18 protein-coding genes are annotated in these 16056 nt (G+C 71.0%); 9 read left to right on the top strand and 9 right to left on the bottom strand.

Annotation, left to right across the window (positions count from 1 at the left end):
• Window positions 1-379 precede the first annotated feature (379 nt).
• Window positions 380-1324: an SDR family NAD(P)-dependent oxidoreductase gene (locus tag ORI60_RS06750; protein WP_266035423.1), complete on the bottom strand. Its 945-nt coding sequence runs from the start codon at window positions 1322-1324 to the stop codon at window positions 380-382.
• Window positions 1321-2265: an SDR family NAD(P)-dependent oxidoreductase gene (locus ORI60_RS06745; protein WP_266035422.1), complete on the bottom strand. Its 945-nt coding sequence runs from the start codon at window positions 2263-2265 to the stop codon at window positions 1321-1323. The genes ORI60_RS06750 and ORI60_RS06745 overlap by 4 nt, the downstream gene beginning before the upstream one ends.
• A gap of 113 nt (window positions 2266-2378) precedes the next feature.
• On the opposite strand from ORI60_RS06745, the gene ORI60_RS06740 reads away from it, so the two are divergent.
• From ORI60_RS06740 to ORI60_RS06730, 3 genes are all read left to right on the top strand, one after another.
• On the top strand, window positions 2379-2930 hold the full coding sequence (locus ORI60_RS06740) for a TetR/AcrR family transcriptional regulator (RefSeq protein ID WP_266035421.1): 552 nt from the start codon (window positions 2379-2381) through the stop codon (window positions 2928-2930).
• A gap of 113 nt (window positions 2931-3043) precedes the next feature.
• Complete coding sequence (locus ORI60_RS06735) at window positions 3044-4558, top strand: alkaline phosphatase D family protein (protein ID WP_266035420.1); 1515 nt, start codon at window positions 3044-3046, stop codon at window positions 4556-4558.
• Window positions 4555-5676 carry a hypothetical protein gene (locus ORI60_RS06730; RefSeq protein ID WP_266035419.1) on the top strand — a complete coding sequence of 374 codons (1122 nt, stop codon included), beginning with the start codon at window positions 4555-4557 and terminating at the stop codon, window positions 5674-5676. Before ORI60_RS06735 ends, ORI60_RS06730 begins: the two co-directional genes overlap by 4 nt.
• 1 nt (window position 5677) lies before the next feature.
• Here ORI60_RS06730 and ORI60_RS06725 read toward each other — a convergent pair whose 3' ends face one another.
• On the bottom strand, window positions 5678-6712 hold the full coding sequence (locus ORI60_RS06725) for an aldo/keto reductase (protein WP_266035462.1): 1035 nt from the start codon (window positions 6710-6712) through the stop codon (window positions 5678-5680).
• 59 nt (window positions 6713-6771) lie between these two features.
• Between ORI60_RS06725 and ORI60_RS06720 the strand changes: the two genes are divergently transcribed.
• Window positions 6772-7161, top strand: coding sequence for a MerR family transcriptional regulator (locus tag ORI60_RS06720; protein WP_266035418.1), 390 nt, complete (start codon window positions 6772-6774; stop codon window positions 7159-7161).
• Between the two features lie 10 nt (window positions 7162-7171).
• Window positions 7172-7840, top strand: a complete 669-nt coding sequence (locus ORI60_RS06715; RefSeq protein WP_266035416.1) for an MOSC domain-containing protein — start codon at window positions 7172-7174, stop codon at window positions 7838-7840.
• On the opposite strand, the gene ORI60_RS06710 is transcribed toward ORI60_RS06715, so the two are convergent.
• Genes ORI60_RS06710 through ORI60_RS06700 form a run of 3 tightly spaced genes read right to left on the bottom strand, consistent with a single transcriptional unit; the run spans window position 7837 to window position 9036 of the window.
• Window positions 7837-8241, bottom strand: coding sequence for a protein-tyrosine phosphatase family protein (locus tag ORI60_RS06710; RefSeq protein ID WP_266035415.1), 405 nt, complete (start codon window positions 8239-8241; stop codon window positions 7837-7839). The genes ORI60_RS06715 and ORI60_RS06710 overlap by 4 nt on opposite strands.
• Before the next feature lie 19 nt (window positions 8242-8260).
• Entirely contained in the window at window positions 8261-8650 is a 390-nt protein-coding gene (locus tag ORI60_RS06705; RefSeq protein ID WP_266035414.1) for a DUF1304 family protein, read from the bottom strand.
• Complete coding sequence (locus tag ORI60_RS06700; protein WP_266035413.1) at window positions 8647-9036, bottom strand: cupin domain-containing protein; 390 nt, start codon at window positions 9034-9036, stop codon at window positions 8647-8649. Before ORI60_RS06700 ends, ORI60_RS06705 begins: the two co-directional genes overlap by 4 nt.
• Before the next feature lie 88 nt (window positions 9037-9124).
• On the opposite strand from ORI60_RS06700, the gene ORI60_RS06695 reads away from it, so the two are divergent.
• Both ORI60_RS06695 and ORI60_RS06690 read left to right on the top strand, forming a co-directional pair.
• Window positions 9125-10117: a helix-turn-helix transcriptional regulator gene (locus tag ORI60_RS06695; RefSeq protein WP_266035412.1), complete on the top strand. Its 993-nt coding sequence runs from the start codon at window positions 9125-9127 to the stop codon at window positions 10115-10117.
• Between the two features lie 66 nt (window positions 10118-10183).
• Complete coding sequence (locus ORI60_RS06690; protein WP_266035411.1) at window positions 10184-11509, top strand: NAD(P)/FAD-dependent oxidoreductase; 1326 nt, start codon at window positions 10184-10186, stop codon at window positions 11507-11509.
• On the opposite strand, the gene ORI60_RS06685 is transcribed toward ORI60_RS06690, so the two are convergent.
• Both ORI60_RS06685 and ORI60_RS06680 read right to left on the bottom strand, forming a co-directional pair.
• Entirely contained in the window at window positions 11475-11948 is a 474-nt protein-coding gene (locus ORI60_RS06685) for a hypothetical protein (RefSeq protein WP_266035410.1), read from the bottom strand. The genes ORI60_RS06690 and ORI60_RS06685 overlap by 35 nt on opposite strands.
• A gap of 55 nt (window positions 11949-12003) precedes the next feature.
• Complete coding sequence (locus ORI60_RS06680) at window positions 12004-12420, bottom strand: VOC family protein (RefSeq protein ID WP_266035408.1); 417 nt, start codon at window positions 12418-12420, stop codon at window positions 12004-12006.
• Between the two features lie 105 nt (window positions 12421-12525).
• On the opposite strand from ORI60_RS06680, the gene ORI60_RS06675 reads away from it, so the two are divergent.
• Entirely contained in the window at window positions 12526-13491 is a 966-nt protein-coding gene (locus ORI60_RS06675; protein WP_266035407.1) for a helix-turn-helix transcriptional regulator, read from the top strand.
• On the opposite strand, the gene ORI60_RS06670 is transcribed toward ORI60_RS06675, so the two are convergent.
• Window positions 13445-14056, bottom strand: a complete 612-nt coding sequence (locus tag ORI60_RS06670) for a Clp protease N-terminal domain-containing protein (protein ID WP_266035406.1) — start codon at window positions 14054-14056, stop codon at window positions 13445-13447. The two genes, ORI60_RS06675 and ORI60_RS06670, sit on opposite strands and share 47 nt — an antisense overlap.
• 147 nt (window positions 14057-14203) lie before the next feature.
• On the opposite strand from ORI60_RS06670, the gene ORI60_RS06665 reads away from it, so the two are divergent.
• Complete coding sequence (locus ORI60_RS06665; RefSeq protein WP_266035404.1) at window positions 14204-16051, top strand: serine/threonine protein kinase; 1848 nt, start codon at window positions 14204-14206, stop codon at window positions 16049-16051.
• Window positions 16052-16056 lie beyond the last annotated feature (5 nt).

The raw sequence follows: 16056 nt of genomic DNA, 5'->3' as shown, positions 1-16056 counted from the left end.
CCCCGCCTCCGGTGGCGGAGCCGAGTAGCCATCAACGTCATCCGGCCACCCGCTAGTCCGCCTCTCCACCTCTCCGCTCTGCCAGTCATCCTGGCTGGCCTCTCACCGCAGGCCATCCGTCACCTGCCCCCGGCCTCCCTGGGCCCCTATCTCACCTAGCCGCCGGTCGTCCCGGTGCACCTGTCGCACCTAGCCGCCGGTCACCGTCAAGCCGCCTGCCTTCCCGGAGCAGCAGCCTCCGCCAAGCCGCCAGTCACCACGAGGCCTCCGGTCCCCGCGAAGTCGCCGGCCGACTGCCCTTCGGCCGCTCCAGGCCAGCCCGGCCCTCGGCTCCCCCGCCGGGTTCGGGCTGGCCTGGCTTCTGCGCCGAAGCGGAGGCTCAGGCCGCCTTCAGGGACCAGAGCGTCTCCTCGGAGAGTTTCCACAGCTGGGCCGCGGCCTCCGGGTCCTGGGCGTACGGGGCCACGCCGCGCATGTGCGAGCCGCCCGACACCGGCTCGGCCTCGTTGCAGTCCTCGAAGTACCTGCCCGAGATGCCGTCCAGCAGCGGGGTCGTGGCCACCACGAGGGTGGTCGCGGCGCCCTGTTCCGGGGTCTTGACGCGGCGGGTGGCGGCTGCGCCGCTTTGGCGGATGCGTTCCTGCAGTTCCTCCTTCGTGAGGTGGCGTTGGAGGTTGGTGGCGATGCTGCCGGGCATCAAGGCGTTCATGGTGATGCCCTCGCCCGCCCAGCGGGGGCCGGCCTCCACGCCGAAGAGGATGTTCGCGGTCTTCGACTGGCCGTAGGCCTGCCAGCGGTCGTACTCGCGGTGGGCGTAGTGGACGTCGTCGAACACGACCTCGCCCATCAGGTGGGCGGAGGAGCTGACGTTCACGACTCGGGCGCCTTCTGCTCGCAGGGAGTTGAAGAGGCCCAGGGTCAGGGCGAAGTGGCCGAAGTGGTTCGTGGCGAACTGGAGCTCCCAGCCCTCCGGCGTGCGCGTCAGCGGGGTGGCCATGACGCCCGCGTTGTTGATCAGCAGGTGCAGCGGGCCGTCCCAGGTGCGGGCGAAGGCCTTCACGGACGCCTGCGAGGCGAGGTCGAGCTGGGCCACCGAAAGGTGCTTGTTGCCGGTGGACCTGGACAGCGAGGCCGCCACGCGCTGCGCCGCGTCGATGTCGCGGGCCGCGATCGTCACCTCGGCGCCGGCCGTGGCCAGGGCCCGGACGGTCTCCACGCCGATGCCCGAGGCACCGCCGGTGACGATGGCCCGGCGGCCGGTGAGGTCGGCGGTCGCCGCCACGTCCAGAGCCGTCGTGTCGAAGCCGAATCCTGTCGTGATCATGCCTGCACCTTCAGCGTTTCCTCGGAGACCTTCCACAGCTGGGCTGCGGCCTCGGGGTCGGTCGCGTAGGCGGCCAGCCCGTTGCTCATGCCCTCGGCGTGCGGGAGTGCCTCGTTGCAGTCTTCGAAGTAGAGGCCCGAACGGCCCTCCACCAAGGGGGACACGGCGAGCACCAGCGTGGTGGCCGCGCCCTGCTCCGGCGTCTTGAGCCGCAGCGGGTTGTCGCCGCCGCGCAGCCTGATGCGCTCCTGCAGCTCCTCCTGCGAGATGTGGCGCTGCAGCGCCGTCAGGATGCCGCCGGGCATCAGCGCGTTCATCGTGATGCCGTCGCCGGACCAGCGGCGGCCCGCCTCCACGCCGAACAGCACGTTGGCGGTCTTGGACTGGCCGTAGGCCTGCCAGCGGTCGTACTCGCGGCGCTCGAAGTGGATGTCCTCGAACACCACCGGGCTGCTCAGGTGGCCGGCCGAGCTGACGTTGACGACGCGGGCGCCCTCGGCGCGCAGCGCGTCGAACAGGCCGAGCGTCAGCGTGAAGTGGCCGAAGTGGTTCGTGGCGAACTGGAGCTCCCAGCCCTCCGGCGTGCGCGTCAGCGGGGTGGCCATCACGCCCGCGTTGTTGATCAGCAGGTGCAACGGCCCGTCCCACGCCGCGGCGAAGGCCCTGACCGACTCCTGCGAGGTCAGCTCCAGCGGAGCGACCAGGACGGCGCTGTTGCCCGTGGTGGCGGACACGTCGGCGGCGACCCTGCGGCCCGCCTCGACGTCGCGCGCCGCGATGGTGACCTCGGCTCCCGCGGCGGCCAGCGCCCGCACGGTCTCCACGCCGATGCCCGACGCCCCACCGGTGACCACGGCGCGACGGCCCGAGAGGTCGACGCCCTCGACGACCTCGAGAGCCGTGCTCCCGAACCCGAACGGGGTGGTGATGCGCTCACTCATCTGACTTCCCCAACCTGTGTCGTACACTGAAACGGAGGTGCCTCCGGTTCGAGTTCCACAGTAAGCGGAGGATCCTCCGTTTAGCAAGTGGCGTGCCCCATAGGAGTGATGAAGTGCGTGCAGACGCGGTCCGCAACCGAGGGCTGCTGATCGAGGTGGCGCTCGACGCGTTCACCCACGAGAAGGACGTGACGCTCGGGGCCATCGCCAAGAAGGCGGGCGTCGGGATCGGCACGCTCTACCGCCACTTCCCCACCCGCGAGGCGCTGATCGAGGCCGTCTACCGCACCGAGCTGGAGAAGCTCTGCGACGCCGCGCCCGAACTGCTCAAGACGCACGAGCCAGCGGCGGCGCTGAGGGAGTGGATGGACCGCTTCATCGCCTACGCCGCGACGAAACGCGACCTCAAGGACGCGCTGCAGGCCGTGATCGCGCTGGGCCTGAACCCGTTCGAGCACAGCCGCGCGAAGATGACCGAGGCCGTCCAGACCCTGCTGGAGCCGCTGAACGCGCGCACCGAGCCCATGGACCTGATGGCGCTGCTGATCGGCGTCGCGCAGAACGGCGACCCGGACCAGGCGAAGCGGATGCTCGACCTGATCATGAACGGTGTTCTCCACGGCGCTGCCGCTCGAAGTGCTCCACCAGCATCGGAGCCTCGTTGAGCAGGAACGCTCCCGGTGCCCGCGCCCCCATCCGCTCTTGCTCGGTGGGAGACCACTCCGAAGCCGCACGCAATTAGGCGGGCCTTTACCCGCGTTCGGTAAGCCTGTGCGTCATGACCACGTTACGGAGACGCACCTTCATCGTGGGCGGCCTCGCGGGAGCGAGCGCCGGGGTTCTGCTCCCCGCACTGGCGAACGCCATCAGCTACCCGTTCACCCTCGGCGTCGCATCCGGCGAGCCGGCGGCCGACGGGTTCGTGATCTGGACCCGCCTCGCACCGAACCCGCTGAACGCCGACGGTCTCGGCGGAATGCCCAACACCAACACCGCCGTCGACTGGCAGGTCGCCACCGACGAGCGCTTCACCGCCATCGTCCGCACCGGCACGTTCACCACGACCCAGGCAAGCGCCCACTCCGTGCACGTCACCCTCACCGGCCTGGAGCCGGGACGTGAGTACTGGTACCGCTTCCGCACCGGCGGCCACATCTCCCCCGTCGGCCGCGCCCTCACCGCACCGGCGGTCGGCACGCAACCCGAACTGACCATGCTCTTCGCGTCGTGCTCGCACTACGAGGAGGGCTACTTCACGGCCTACCGCCGGATGGCCGAGGAACACCCCGACCTGATCCTGCACCTCGGCGACTACATCTACGAGGGCGGCGCCACCACCACGAAGGTCCGCCAGTTCGCGCCCGCCACCGAGATCAGCACGCTCGCGAACTACCGCGTCCGCCACGCCCAGTACAAGACCGACCCGGACCTGCAGGCCGCGCACGCCACCGCGCCCTGGCTCGTCGTCTGGGACGACCACGAGGTCGAGAACAACTACGCCGACCTCGTCCGCAACGACAGCAGCCCCGCCGGTGACTTCACGGCACGCCGCGCGGCCGCCTACAAGGCCTACTACGAGCACATGCCGCTGCGCAGCGCCCAGGCGCCGTCCGCGGAGAACATGCTGCTGCACCGCAGGGTCCGCTGGGGCAGCCTCGCCACGTTCCACATGCTCGACACCCGCCAGTACCGCAACGACCAGGCGTGCGGCGACGGCACGAAGGTCTGCCCGGCCGCCGACGACCCGGCCCGCTCGCTCACCGGCACGTCGCAGGAGACGTGGCTGATCGACGGCCTGCGCCAGAAGCTCGGCACGTGGGACTTCCTGGGCCAGCAGGTGTTCTTCGCGCAACGGCTCGCCGCCGCGGACGGGTCCAAGAGCATGGACGCGTGGGACGGCTACACCGCCAACCGCACGCGGATCCAGAACGCCTGGGACACCAACGGCAACAAGGGCACGGTCGTGCTCACCGGCGACGTGCACCGCAGCTGGGGCGCGAACCTCATGCAGAACTACGGGACCCAGAACCGGATCATCGGCACCGAGCTCGTCACCACCTCCATCACGTCCGGCGGTGACGGCAACGCGGCCGACAACAGCCTCAACCCGACGCTGAACCCGCACGTGAAGTACTTCAAGAACCTGCGCGGTTACGTCAAGACCCGCACCACCTCGGCCGAGATGCGCGTCGACTACCGCGCCGTCGACAAGGTCACCGTCCGCGACTACCCGGTCAAGACCGTCGGCAGCTTCGTCGTCGAGTCCACCAACCCCGGATTGCAGGCGCCGTGAAGACACTGCTGCTCGCGAGCCTGCTGCTCGCCCCGGTCCCGATGACGTGGTCCACGGTCAACAGCGAGGCGACCGGCGACCAGGACAACGCGTCCGTCTCGTCCTCCCGCAACGGCTACACCGCCGTCGTCTGGGAGGACGACCGCGACACCACCGCCCCCGAGGACCCGGTCCACTCCGACGTCTGGATCCGCCTCTACAAGGAGGGGACGTCGGTCTACGAGAAGAAGCTCTCCACCGGCGGCACCGGCACCTGGCGCCACTGGCAGCCGGACGTGTCGGTGCGCGAGGACGGCAGCGCCGTCGTCGTCTGGTCGGAGGACCCCGACGGCAACGGCTACTACAACATCGCCGTCCGCTCCGTCAGCGCCGGCGGAACCGTGTCGGGTTCCGGCACGGCCAACGCCAGCGCCGACGGCCAGCAGTACTTCCCCAGCGTCGCGGCGGACCCCGACAGCGCCGGCTTCGCGGTCACGTGGGAGGACAAGCAGGGCACCGCCGCCCCGACCGTGCGGGTGAGCGTGTTCGCGTCGATCAGCTCCAAGTCCTACGAGGCGCAGATCAACAACGCCGGCGGCACCCACGCCAAACCCCAGGTCGCGATGGGCGCGGCCGGGAACGCGGTCGTGGTGTGGGAGGCCGACGCGAACGTCGCCCGCAAGATCGTCACCCCGGCCGGGGGCGTGAAGCAGGCGCAGACCACGACGGGGCAGGGCAAACGCCCCGCCGTGGCGGCGAACTTCAACGGCGACTTCGCCGTCGCCTGGGAGCAGTCCGGCGTCCGCACTCAGTCGTTCACGGCGGCCGGGACCTCCCGCGGTGCCGTGGCGCAGACGACCGGCACCGATCCGCAGGTCGGCATCGACGACCAGCTCGGCGTCGCGGTGACCACGACGGAGGCCCAGGACGTGCACACCAGCGTCTACAACCCCGACGGGACCACCACGGGCCGCCCCGAACGGCAGCTCACGGTCTCGAACGCCACGGGCAGGCAGGACGAACCCGCCGTGGGGGTCGACCCGTGGGGCCGCGTCACCGTCGTCTACACCGACGACAACGACGGCAACGGGCACGACCAGGTCTACCTCGGCACCGGCCTGAGCACCCAGCGGTGGTGACTCAGCGCTGATCGAGCGGCCGGCGTCGCTGGTGGACCTCCAGCAGCGACGCCGGCTTCCAGAACCCGTGCACGTCGTAGGTGTCCACGCCGGGCGGCACGATCTCGTCGATCCGGTCCAGCACGTCGTCGGAGAGCACCAGCGACGCGCCCTCCAGCAACGACTCCAGCTGCTCCATCGTGCGCGGCCCGATGATCGCCGAGGTCACCGCCGGATGCGACGTCGTGAACGCGATCGCCAGCGCGGGCAGCGTCACCCCCATCTCGTCGGCGAGCTTCGCGAACTGCTCCACGGCCTCGAACTTCGCCGCGTTGCCCGGCAGCGACTCGTCGAACCGCTCCGGCGTGAGCGTCGCCCGGAACGCCTCGGCCGACGCGCCCCGCCGGTGCCTGCCCGACAGGAACCCGCTGGCGAGCGGGCTCCACACCAGCACGCCCATCCCGAGGCGCCGGGCCGTCGGCAGCACCGACCGCTCGATCCCGCGCGCCAGCATCGAGTACGGCGGCTGCTCGGTCCTGAACCGCATCAGCCCCCGGTTCAGCGCCACGTGGTGCGCCTCGACGATCTCCTCCGCCGGGAAGGTCGAGCACCCGAACGCCCGGATCTTGCCCTCCCGCACGAGGTCCGTCAGCACGGACAGCGTCTCCTCGACGTCGGTCCGGTAGTCCGGCCGGTGCACCTGGTAGAGGTCGATCCAGTCGGTGCCGAGCCGCCGCAGGCTGTCCTCGACGGCCCGCACGACGTGGCGCCGCGAGTTGCCGCTGCGGTTGCGCCCCTCCCCCAGCGGGAAGTGCACCTTCGTGGCCAGCACGACGTCGTCGCGCCGGTCCTTCAGGGCCTTCCCGACGATCTCCTCGGACTCCCCCGCCGAGTACATGTCGGCGGTGTCGACGAAGTTGATCCCCGCGTCCAGGGCGCGGTGGATGATCCGCACGCCCTCTTCGTGGTCGTTGTTGGCGACGGAGCCGAACATCATGGCACCGAGGCAGTGATGGCTGACCTCGATGCCGGTTCCCCCAAGTACGCGATAGCGCATGTTCATGGCGAGAACCTACGAAGTAGAGCCGACTCTAGGTCAAGCCTATGCTCGACGACATGGGGTTGAGCATCGGGCAGGTGGCCGAACGCACCGGGCTGAGCGTGCACGCGCTGCGGTTCTACGAGAAGGAGGGCATCCTCGCGCGCCAGGTCCAAAGAGGACCGGGAGGCCGCCGCGTCTACACGCAGCAGGACATCGACTGGCTGCGCATGTGCATCATGCTGCGCATGTCCGGGATGCCGGTGCCGGAGATCCGCCGCTACACCGAGCTGGTCCGCCAGGGCGACGGCAACGAACTGCAGCGCCTGGACATCCTGAAGGAACACCAGGAACGCGTCCAGCAGCAGATGGTGCAGCTGCAGGAGTGCATGGACCTGATCACCTACAAGGTCGGCAAGTACCAGGACTACGTCAATTCGATCGCCGCCAAGGCGGTCGGCCAATAGTCTCGTGCCCATGCCCGTCGTGCTCTCGCTGAACATCGCCCGCAGGGCGGTCCCGGTCGACTACGCCCGCGTGGGCGCCACCGGCATCGACAAACGCCCGGTCGACGGGCCGCTGCTGGTCAGCCCGCAGGGTCCCAAGGGATCGGCGGGCAGCGGCGTCGCCGGTGACTCGATCGCCGACCTGACCGTGCACGGCGGCGAGTACCAGGCCGTCTACGGCTACGCGCGCGAGGACCTCGACTGGTGGCAGTCCGAGCTGGACGTCCCGCTGCACAACGGCCAGTTCGGCGAGAACCTGACCACGCAGGGCATCGACCACACGACCGCGCTCATCGGCGAGCGCTGGCGGATCGGCTCGGCGCTGCTGGAGATCACCGGAGCGCGCATCCCGTGCCGCACGTTCGCCGAGTTCCTCGGGCAGCGCGGCTGGATGAAGCGCTTCACCCGGCACGCCCGGCCCGGCGCCTACTTCCGCGTGCTCGAGGAGGGCCTGATCGGGCCGGGCGACGAGATCACCGTCGTGCACCGGCCCGGCCACGACGTCACGGTCGAGCTGTTCTTCCGGGCCCTGACCACGGAGGCCGTGCTGCTGCCCCGGCTGCTCGCGGCCGGCGACTCCGTGCCACCGCAGGTCGTCGAGCTGGTGCAGAAGCGCTCCGCGGTCGAACTCGACTCCTAGGCGGGGAAGTTCCTGACCCACCGCTTCTGCCACGGCGTCTCGACGGCACGCCGGTGGTAGTTCGCGCGCGTCCACGCCACGGCCTCGGCCGCCGGGACCCCGGCGAGCACGGCCAGGCACGAGATCACCGTGCCGGTCCTGCCGATGCCACCGCTGCACGCCACCTCGACCTGCTCACCGGAGAGCGCCCTGGCGTGCAGGGAGCGGATCAGCCTGATCGCGGCGTCGTGATCGCGCGGGAGGCGGAAGTCCGGCCAGTCGATCCAGTCGTGCGGCCACGGCACGTCGACCGGCTTGGGCTGCAGGTACACCCCGTACTGCGGGTGCGGCTCCACGATCTTCCCGTCGCGCAGGCCGCGCCCGGTGATCACCGCACCGTCAGGTAGCTCGATCGTCTTCAAGAAACGCGCCCCCCGGCTCCTAAGCGAACAGCAACACTACCAACGGTGGAACCCCTTCCGCCGCAACGCCTCCCCACGCCTGGTTGCGCGGGCGGCTCAGCGCCAGCTGATCGGCCACCGCCAGCACGACGCTGCCCGCCAGCATGAACCACGACACGTAGAACACCAGCGTGCGGCCGACCAGTTCGTGCCCGCCGCGCACCGCGATCAGCCCGGCGACCAGGCCGCACGCCAGGAACAGGTTGTAGAACCCCACCCCGAACGCCCACAGCCGGATCGCCGGCACGTCCCGCGCGGGCTGCCCGAACATCGACTGGTGGACGCGCCCGATCAGGAACGCCTCGCACACCCACACCACGACGTGCACCAGGGCGGCGACCGCGGCGGCGATCTGGGCCACGACGCTCACAGCGTCACCCCGTGGCGGCCCAGCGCCTCCATTCCGTTCCCGGACAGGTCGCGGAGGAACGCACCCATGGCCTCTCCCACGGCGAACGCCAGGAACTGCACGGACGGCGTGTGCACGGTGAACGTGTGGGACGCGTTGGGCGGGATCGTGACGGCATCGCCGGGCGACAGGTCGAACAGCTCGCCGTCCAGGAACACCGCCATGCGTCCGTGCAGGACGTAGTAGGCCTTCGGCCACGGCGTTCGGTGCGGTGGCGCGGCCTCTCCCCGTGGCGCGTCCACCTCGAACAACTCGTAGGCGCCGCCCGTGGACTTCGCCGGGACCCGGACCGTGATCGTCGCGTCGGGCACGGTGAACACGTCGCCCTCGCCTGCGGTGGTCAGCATGCGCTGAAGCCTCCGCACGCCGGACGAGCGGGGGTATCCCGGAAAACTGGGATCCCGGACCGCCGGAAGCGGGCGCATACTGCCAACCATGTGGGAGGGTCGGGCGCTCGGCGTGCGACGCGACGTCACGGCACTGGCGCGCGCGGGGCTCGACGTCGCGCGACTGCACGAGGCGGCCATCGCCCTGGTCGACCGGGTGGTCCCGTGCGACCTCACCTGCTGGGCGTCGATGGACCCGGAATCGGGCGTGTTCAGCACCATGACCAGCGGCGTCAACCGCATCCCGCAGCAGTACGAACCGGTGCTCGCGACGTGCGAGTACTCGCCCGGTGAGCCGCACACCTTCGCCGCGCTGGCCCAGCGCGGCGACACGGTGGCGAGGCTCGAGGACAAGCGGTCGGCGCGGCTGAACGAGGTCTGGCGGCCGCTCGGTCTCAGCCACGAGCTGCGGTCGCTGTTCCGCGCCGACGACACCTGCTGGGGCGGGGCGGGAATGGTGCGCACCAAGGACTTCAGCGAGCGCGAACTGGAGTTCATGACCTGGGTGGCACCCGCTCTGGGAGCCGCCACCCAGGTCGCGGCGCGCACCTCCGCCCGCCGGACCGGCGCTCCTGCGATCGTCGTGGTCGCCGGTGACGGCACGATCCGGTCGTCGACCGCGTCCACCGCGCGGTGGCGCGACGAACTGGAGGACGTCGCGCCCGGCCGGTTCGCGGTGGTGCTGCGGGCCGCGGCGGCCGGGGCGCGTTCGGGGACGTTCAGGGCGAGGCTCCGCGACGCGCACGGCGGCTGGATCCTGCTCGAAGCGAGCGAACTCGTGGGCGACGATCCCGGCGACGGCGGGACGGCCGTCACGATCAGCCGCGCGTCGGGCGCGGACCTGCTCGGACTGCTGCTCAAGGCGCACGGCGTGACCAGCCGCGAGGAGGACGTCTGCCACGAGGTGCTGGCCGGGCAGCCGACGTCGGCGATAGCGGCACGGCTGGCCATCTCGCCCTACACCGTGCAGGACCACCTCAAGTCGCTCTTCGCCAAGTTCGGGGTGCGCAGCCGGGCGGAACTGGTCGCGAAGCTGTCCTGACAGGTGGCGCGAACACAGGACTCCTGGCGGGTCCCCCGGGAGGGGCGCTCTGCCAGCATGGCCGCCATGTACTCCGACCGCGCCCTGGTCATCGGCGCCGGCTTCGCGGGGCTGCTGGCGGCGAGGGTGTTGTCCGAGTCGTACGGCGACGTCGTGCTGGTCGAACGGGACACGATCACCACCGACACCGGCCACCGCGCGGGCGTTCCGAGCGCCCACCACCGGCACCCGCTGCCGGCGCGCGGAGCGCAGGCGCTGGAGTCGCTCTTCCCGAGGATCGTCAGGGAGCTGGAGAACGCGGGGGCCGTCCGCGCGGACCTGGGCAGCGACTGCCTGACCCACTTCCCGGCCGGCCCGGCACCGCGCGACCACCTGGGTCTGGACGTGCTCTCGGTGACGCGCGTGACGCTCGACCGGATCATCCGGCGCAGGGTGCTGCGGCTCGCGAACGTGTCCCTTGTGGACGGTGTGACGGTGAACGGACTGCTGCACGACCGCGGCACGGTCACCGGTGTGCACGGCAGGCGCGGCGACCGCCCGTTCACCGACTACGCGGACCTGGTGGTGGACGCGTCGGGCCGCGACAGCAAGCTCGTGTCGTGGCTCGCGGAACTCGGCGTGCACTGCCCCGCACCGAGGATCGTCCGCGGACACCTCACCTGCTCCTCCCGTCTCTACGAGGTGAACCGGGACCTGGAGCTCGACTGGAAGAACGCCTGCGAGCCCACCCACGCGCCAGGGAAGACGCGCGGCGGCTCGATGTCCTCTGTGGACGGTTCGCGCTGGCTCGTGACGCTGTTCGGCGACGCCGCGCCGGCGGACGACGACGGTTTCCTCGACCACGCCAGGAGCCTGCGGTGCCAGGACATCGCGGAGGTAGTCAAGACGGCCACCCCGGCGTCGGCGATCCACCACGCCGGCACGGCGCGCAACCGCTGGAACCGCTTTCACGAGGTCGCCGACTGGCCGCGCGGCCTGCTCGCGCTCGGCGACTCGGTGGTCTCGCTCGATCCCGTGCACGGACACGGCCTGACGGTCACCGCCGTGAACTGCGCGGACCTGCGCGAACTGCTGCGGGAACACGACCTTGCCGGCGAGCCGCTGGTGTTCCAGCGCGCGGTCGCCAAGGCCGCCAGGTTCCCCTGGACGTTCGCGACGACCGCCGATCTCGGGCGGGGCACGAGAAAGCTCCCGCTGCCGGGTCGCCTGCTGCGGTGGTACTCCGGCCTCGTGCTCGGGGCGATCCCCGGCGACCGGCGGGTCTACCGCGCGTACGTCCGCGTCTCGCAGCTGGCCGCCCGTCCCGCGGCACTGTTCAGTCCGGCGGTGCTGGTCCGCGTGCTGCTGGGGAGGACGCTCAGCGGACGGCGCCCTCGGGCCACAGCACCGTGACCGGCACACCCCTCGACCGCGCGTAGGCCACCACGTCGGCCGTCCCACCGGGGCCGCGTCCCGGCAGCCCGTCCCACACCGCGAGCAGGGAGTCGGACTCGTCGACCATCCGCTTGCCCGCCTCCATGTAGGCGTGCGGGTCCGGCGTGACGTGCTCGAGTTGGACGACCTTGCCCGCCCGCGCGAGCAGCCCGTCGTAGACGGGCCGGTAGGCCTCGGGCAGCGTCTCGCGGTACCGCGACGCCGGCAGCACCGCGACCAGTGCGCCGCCCGCGTCCAGCACGGCCTGCGCGAACACCGCGTCCGCTCCGTCCGCGAGGCACGACACCCCGACCACGGAGCCGTTCTCCGCCACCGCGGCGCGGATCATCCGGTCGATCTCGGCCTCCAGCTCCGCGGTGAGCCCACGATGTCCGGTGATGGCGAGCCGCGTCGTCATCAGCGGAGGATATGCGGACGGCGGACCACGCCGCCCGCGATTCCGGCTGCCCGTGTCATCCGTCGTGGCGGCCGGCCTGGTTCCGCTCGGCGATCGCCAGGTAGTGGGTGTTGGTCATGACCCCGAGGATGTTGCCGAACGGGTCGACCACCGACGCCGTCACGAAGCCCTCGCCGCGCACGCGGGGTTCGTCGTGGACTTTGGCGCCCAGCTCCAGCAACCTGGCCAGCGTCGCGTCGAGGTCGTCGACCGCCCAGTAGAGGATCTGGCCCGCCGGTCCGCCGGACGGCGTGACCTCGAAGCTGCGGTGCACGATGCCCAGTTCGGCCTGGTAGTCGCCGATGCGGAACTCGACGTAGGCGAGCAGGCCGTCCTGCGTGCTCCGCTCGAAGTACGCGTCGGCGCCGAGGAACGACGCGTACCAGTCACGGGCCTCGGTCAGGTCGTCGGCGAAGTAGGACACGGTCGACATGCCTCGCAACACAACTGCCTCCAGGAAGGTTCTCGTTCGGTTGTGTTCTCAGCTTCCGCCGTAAAGTGCTCATCCAATGAGCACTTTTAGCGGAACTCTGGAGACATGCGCGCAGACCGTCTAGTCGCCACCTTGCTGCTGATGCAGGCCCGCGGCCGGGTGACCGCCGCCGAGCTGGCCGAAGAGCTCGAAGTCTCCAACGCCACCGCGAGGCGCGACCTTGAAGCGCTGTCCGCGGCGGGCGTACCCGTGTACCCCCAGCCGGGCAGGGGCGGGGGCTGGTCGCTCGTCGGCGGCGCCCGCACCGACCTGAGCGGCCTGACCTCGGCGGAGGCGCAGGCGTTGTTCCTGGTCGCCGGACCGGCCGCGTCCGTCGCACCGGAGATCAAGTCGGCGCTGCGCAAGCTGGTCCGCGCGCTGCCGCAGACGTTCCGGGCCGAGGCCGAGGCCGCCGCGGACGCGACGATCGTCGACACGGCGGCGTGGGGCGAGGACACCAGGGACAGGCCCGCCCTGGCGGGCACGCTGCAGCAGGCCGTCGTCAAACAGGTGCGGGTGCGGCTGACCTACCAGAAGCGCGGCGAGGCACCGAAGGTGCGCGAGGTCGACCCGTGGGGACTCGTCGACAAGGACGGCACCTGGTACCTCATCGCCGGCACCGGCGACGGGCGGCGCACGTTCCGGCTCGATCGCGTCGTAGACGTCTCCCTCACCGGCACGCCGTCCTCCCGCCCCGCCGGCTTCGAGCTCGCCGGCGCCTGGGACGAGGTGGTCACGTCGATGGAGGCCAGGCGGTCGCAGACGTCGGCGACCGTGCTCGTGCCCACGAGGTTCCTGGGCGTCTTCCAGCACCAGCACGGACGCCACTGCACGGTCGTCGAGGAGCGGGGCGAGCACACGAGGGTGGAGCTGACGGCGCCGCGGCCGCTCGACATCGCCCGCAACGTCGCCGGGTGGGGCGGCCTGATCACCGTCGAGTCGCCCGAGGTCGAGGAGCACCTGGCGCGCATCGGCGCCGAGCTCGTCAGCCGATACCCGCGTGCTGCTCCAGCCGGGCCAGCCGCGACATGATCATCTCCAGGACCTTCGCCGCGTCCGGGGCGGCCTTCTGCTGCTTCTGCAGGTGGACGATGCCCGCGAGCGCCGTCTGCACGGCGCGGCGCGTGCCCTTGATGTCCGCGCCCAGCGCGCGCAGCTCCTCGCCGCCCTTGCCGTTCGGTTCGGCGACGATGCCGAGCAGCAGGTGTTCGCAGCCCACGTAGTTGTGCCCGAGTGCGATGGACTCAGTGACGGCGAGCTCCAGCGCTGCGGCGCCGTCGTCGGCGAACCCGGTTTTCCCGCCCGCGCCGGAGGGAATGGAAGAGGCGAGGCCGTCCGGCGTGATGTCGAGCGCGCGGAGCACGTCCAGCGCCAGGTTCCCACCCTCGTCGACGATGCCGCGCAGGAGGTGCGACGTGCCGATCCCGGTGCCCTGGGAGCACTCCCCGGCGAGCCTGAGCGCCTTCCACGCGCGGTCGGTGAAGTGGGGGAAGTCGTCGCGTTCGAGGTCGGCGACGGTGAGCGCGCGGATCGCCGTGATCCGCTTGACCGAGCCTTCGAGGGCTCTCTGGCAGATCGCCGAGACGGGAATGTTCATGTCCTTCACGGAATCGGCGAGCTCGTCGGGGAGGTACACGTTAATTTTTGGCATAACCCCATATATACCCCCATTAGGGGTTATGGTCAACGGTCCACGCGGCAACCGTCACACTTGTGAGTGATCAGAGGGGACGGGAGCACCCGCGTGGAGGAGAGCAGCAGGCTGATCGGAAGCCGCTACCAGTTGAAGAAGAAGGTCGGCCAAGGGGCGATGGGAGTCGTCTGGGAGGCCTATGACGAGCAGCTAGAGCGCGTGGTCGCGGCCAAGGAACTGCTCGCGCTGGACGGTCTCGACGACGCCAGGGTGGACAGGATGAAGGCCAGGGCCATGCGCGAGGCCCGCCTCGCCGCCCGGCTGGAGCACCCGAACGCCATCCGCGTCTACGACGTCGTGGAGGAGGACGGCCGCCCCTGGCTGATCATGGAGTACCTCCCCTCCCGCAGCCTCGCGGCCGTGATCGCCGAGCAGGGCTCGCTGCCGCCGCGCGAGGTGGCCCGCATCGGGTGCTACACCGCCGCGGCCCTGGCCGCCGCGCACCGCCACGGCATCCAGCACCGCGACGTGAAGCCCGGCAACGTCCTGATCGGCGACCAGGAAGTCAAGATCACGGACTTCGGCATCTCCCGTGCCACCGGCGACGACGGCACCGCCACCGCGACGGGCACCGTCGGCACCCCGGCCTTCTTCTCCCCCGAGGTCGCCCGCGGCGAGGACGCCGGCCTTCCCTCCGACGTCTTCTCGCTCGGCGCCACGCTCTACAACGCCGTCGAGGGCGGCCCGCCGTTCGGCACCGCGGACAACAACCTCGTGATGCTGCACCGCGTCGCCAGCGGCTCGATCATGCCGCCGGCCAACGCCGGTCCCCTGCTGTCCCCCGTGCTGTTCCGGCTGCTCGCGACCGACCCCGCGCGCCGCCCGACCATGCAGGAGGCCGTCCACCTGCTGGCCGCCGTCGTGAACGAGACGCCGCAGGCCTCCGAGGCGACGGTCGTCATCCCGGCGACGGTCAAGCTCCCGATCGAGGCCCAGCCGGAGGAGAAGGCGAAGCAGGAGGCCGCGGCCGCCGCGGCGGGGCTGGTCGCGGGCGCCGCGGCCGTGGAGGCGGCCGGGCTGACGGCCCCGCCCGCCAAGCCCGAACCGGACCCCGAGCCCACGCCCGCGACGGACGCCGATCCGGCCGAGGCGCAGGAGACGCCGGCGGCCGCACCGCCCGTCACCCCCGAACCACAGCCCGCCGCAGCGGAACCCCGGCCCACCACCCCGGAGCCCCAGGCAGCCCCGCCGGTCACCCCGGAGCCCGCTGCCGCGCAGCCCACCACCCCGGCCCGCCAGACCCTCGTGGCGGAAGGCGCGGCGACCGCTGCCTCGAGCCCACCGGCACCGGTGCCTCCAGCGGAACCGGACGAGAACCGTCGCAAGTTCCCGCTGGTCCCCATCGCGATCGTCCTGCTCGTGCTGGCCGTGGGCGTCGGCTCGTTCCTGCTGTGGCCCAAGGGCGACAAGCAGAACGCCCAGCCGCCCGGTGACGGCCAGTCGTCCTCGAGCACGCCGAACCAGCCCACGAGCGGGCAGACGACGGGTCAGACGGAGTCGCAGCAGCCGGGCACCGGCCAGTCGCAGCCGCCCGCGAGCTCCCAGACGACCCCGCCGGCCGGCACTCCGAGCCAGGTCCAGCCTCCGCCACCGGTCGCGCCGCAGACCGCCCAGCAGACGATCGAGAACTACTACGCGCAGAGGCCGGGCAACCTCGAAGCGGGCTGGGCGACGCTCACCGACAAGTTCAAGGCGAGCCGCAACCAGACCTTCCAGACGTATCAGCAGTTCTGGAGCCAGTTCACCGCGGTGAGGGTGTCGAACGCCGCGGCGGTGGGCGACAACGTGGTGACCGTGACACTGCAGTACATGCAGGGTGACAGCGTCTACACGACCGAAACGCACACGTACACGCTGGTGCAGCAGAACGGCAAGTGGATGATCGACAATCAGGCATGATCGCC

Source organism: Lentzea sp. NEAU-D7 (genome assembly GCF_026242055.1).
Taxonomy (GTDB): domain Bacteria; phylum Actinomycetota; class Actinomycetes; order Mycobacteriales; family Pseudonocardiaceae; genus Lentzea.
Note: the sequence above shows the minus strand (reverse complement) of the source record. Positions and strands in the feature narration are given on the sequence as shown.